Below are 2,582 nucleotides of genomic sequence, written 5' to 3'. Positions count from 1 at the left end.
AAAAGGTCGAGTAATTTATTACTTGACCTTTTTTTATTTTAAGGCCACGTGGAGAAACGGTAGACTTGCCAGCTTGAGGGGCTGGTGCTCGCAAGGGCGTGCGGGTTCAAATCCCGCCGTGGTCACTTTAAACAAAAAAAAAAAGATATAAGTACTACACTTATATCTTTTTTCATTTAGAGCCTTTTAACACCTTTATTTCATCAATTGCTCCAATGGTTTTAATTGCGCTAAATCAACTTTTGACTTCTTTAACAAACGCAACATAGTCACTACATTCGTAGGACTCATATCATCGCCCATGATTCGTATTACAGTAAAGCCTGTTTCTTTTTTATTGGCAAAAAGTACAAACTCTTCAATATGATCATTAGTACCCACATAACTAAGCGAAGCGCCTTCCTTTCCTGTACCAAAACGCACAAGCTGCTGATACTTCTTATCCTTCAATAACGCATCCACTTTATCACGCTCTATACCAAACAAGGCTTTATTCTTGTTTGTTGCCTTAAAAGCGAGCACATTCATTTTTTCAAAAGATTCGAATGCCGAAACATCAGCAGCAGACAAGCTTTCTTTACTCACATTCAAAATATCAGGAGACACATCCATCACTATATAATTAGGATCTTCAGAATGAGCCACAAAATACTTTTCTAAGCTTGGACCTGCATCGCAGCCTACTAACAGCAGCGCTACAAAAGAAAAAAGAATAGTAGTTCTCATCTTATTTCTTTCCTTTAGTTGCTTTTTTCAAATCATCGCCACCAGGAATCCTCATTTTATCTGTTAACACAGAGATCTCATTCAAATCAAAATTACCTGTCAATGACATCAATACCGTTTCATTCGATTTACTACCGCCTTCTATAAACATCAATAACTCTTTAATCTGACTATCAGAAGCACCCGATTTTACAAGGATTTTTACATTTTTACCGCCGTCATTCACACGCATCAACTCTTCTAATCCAGCCGTTTTCATATACTTATCTGCTGTTAACCTCATATCAGCAGCCGCTCGCGTACTTGTTGTTGTAAAAACTTTTAGATTATCTAACTTTTTTATCAAATCCATATATTGCTGAGTCTCTCTATCAGATGCATCCACTTTTACCTTACTCATCAAGTCAAACATTTTTTTATTGACAATAATCGAGGTAACATCATCTTGACCATCAAACTTATCAAACGCTGCTTGCGCAAAAAACGGACTTGCTACCAATACCGCTACTACTGTAATTATAAACTTTTTCATCTTTTATGTATTTATTGTTTTTTAAAAATTAACCCTTTTGAATGCTCATACTCCTTTATATACATTACACTTTCTATGCCAGTATTCACATGTGTTGATAACATAGCTAGCGCTTTTTGCGTCTCTTTCAAGGCCACCTCTGGACTTTGATACGTTCCTAAGTCTTGTTTTTCATTGGTTGAACCAAAATAAAAATAGCCACCAACTCCTAACATCACCACGACCGAAGCCGCAACAGGCAACCAAAGAGCTAATCTTTTTTTACTCAAAAACAACTGACTATCAACAGCATTACTGGTTAAATTCTCTTTTTTCGCTTTCGCAAAATAACCAAAAATAGCTTTATACTGCTCTAAATGCGGCGGAACATCATCAGACAAAAAGTAATGACGCAACGCATTTTCTTCATCCACATTTGTATCTCCTTCGAAGTATTTTTCCAGAAGCCCCTCCATTTTATTCCATTCCATAATTATTAATTTTTATCATATTCTGCCTAATTGTCTTTCTAGCTCGCGACAGCGCCACCCGAATTGCTGTTTCATTCATATCCATAATTTGAGCAATTTCATCAAATTCATACTGCTCCACATCACGCATCTGTATAATAATGCGTTGTTGATCTGGTAAATGATTAATAACCCGATCCACCCAGTCTAAACTATCCTTATCCTCAATGATTTTATCTACCGCAGGAAGCTGATCGACATAATTATCATGTTCCAACCTCTGGTTCGTTGTCCTTTTTAATCGCAATTGATCCAAGCAATAATTCTTAGCAATAGTCATCGCAAACGCCTCCAGACTCGCAAACTTATTCAACCCCTCGTTTTTACACCATAATTTAACCAAAACTTCCTGAGTTGCATCTTCAGCTTCCTCTGTACTCACCAACAATCGTTTGGCTAATCGAAAAAGCTTATCCTTAAAAGGAGTCGTTGCCGCTATAAACTGTAGTTGATTCATGTTTTGATGCTATATATTTCTAAAAAACAAGCGACCGATACCCCGGTAAAAATGGAAATTTACAATTAAATTACCTCCCTTTACTATAAGAAAGACGATTCGGTTTGATTTTTGTTACATAAAAATAGAGGCTATTAAAACTAAACATAGTATTTTTACGTTAATATATTTACTTAGACCCCAAATATGAGAAAAACAATCCAATTTACGCTTTTAATAATTCTTGCCGCTTTTACTTTTCAAAGCTGCCAAGATCAAGACGACGTAAGCAGCACACCTGCTAATTTAGGGCTTGCTGAAAAAGTATTCTCAATTTTCATATAACTGGATTTAATTTCACCAAATAATCACTTTCATA

The 2,582-nt window shown here is 36.0% G+C and carries 5 protein-coding genes and 1 tRNA gene; 2 read left to right on the top strand and 4 right to left on the bottom strand.

What is annotated here, in order from left to right:
• Positions 1–42 precede the first annotated feature (42 nt).
• Positions 43–125: transfer RNA gene (locus H8R24_RS16950), tRNA-Leu, on the top strand.
• A gap of 70 nt (positions 126–195) precedes the next feature.
• On the opposite strand, the gene H8R24_RS16945 is transcribed toward H8R24_RS16950, so the two are convergent.
• Genes H8R24_RS16945 through H8R24_RS16930 form a run of 4 tightly spaced genes read right to left on the bottom strand, consistent with a single transcriptional unit; the run spans position 196 to position 2,224 of the window.
• The gene (locus H8R24_RS16945) at positions 196–726 is read right to left on the bottom strand and encodes a DUF4252 domain-containing protein (RefSeq protein WP_187021461.1); all 531 of its coding nucleotides are present in this window, start codon (positions 724–726) and stop codon (positions 196–198) included.
• A gap of 1 nt (position 727) precedes the next feature.
• Entirely contained in the window at positions 728–1,258 is a 531-nt protein-coding gene (locus tag H8R24_RS16940) for a DUF4252 domain-containing protein (protein WP_187021459.1), read from the bottom strand.
• A gap of 11 nt (positions 1,259–1,269) precedes the next feature.
• Positions 1,270–1,728 carry a hypothetical protein gene (locus H8R24_RS16935; protein WP_187021457.1) on the bottom strand — a complete coding sequence of 153 codons (459 nt, stop codon included), beginning with the start codon at positions 1,726–1,728 and terminating at the stop codon, positions 1,270–1,272.
• Entirely contained in the window at positions 1,715–2,224 is a 510-nt protein-coding gene (locus tag H8R24_RS16930) for an RNA polymerase sigma factor (protein WP_187021455.1), read from the bottom strand. The genes H8R24_RS16935 and H8R24_RS16930 overlap by 14 nt, the downstream gene beginning before the upstream one ends.
• A gap of 186 nt (positions 2,225–2,410) precedes the next feature.
• On the opposite strand from H8R24_RS16930, the gene H8R24_RS16925 reads away from it, so the two are divergent.
• Entirely contained in the window at positions 2,411–2,548 is a 138-nt protein-coding gene (locus H8R24_RS16925; RefSeq protein WP_187021453.1) for a hypothetical protein, read from the top strand.
• Positions 2,549–2,582: the final 34 nt, after the last annotated feature.

The sequence above is a fragment of the Flavobacterium muglaense genome (assembly GCF_014305155.1).
Taxonomy (GTDB): Bacteria; Bacteroidota; Bacteroidia; order Flavobacteriales; family Flavobacteriaceae; genus Flavobacterium; species Flavobacterium muglaense.
The sequence above is the reverse complement of the archived record's forward strand: the minus strand, read 5'-3'. Positions and strand labels throughout refer to the sequence as shown.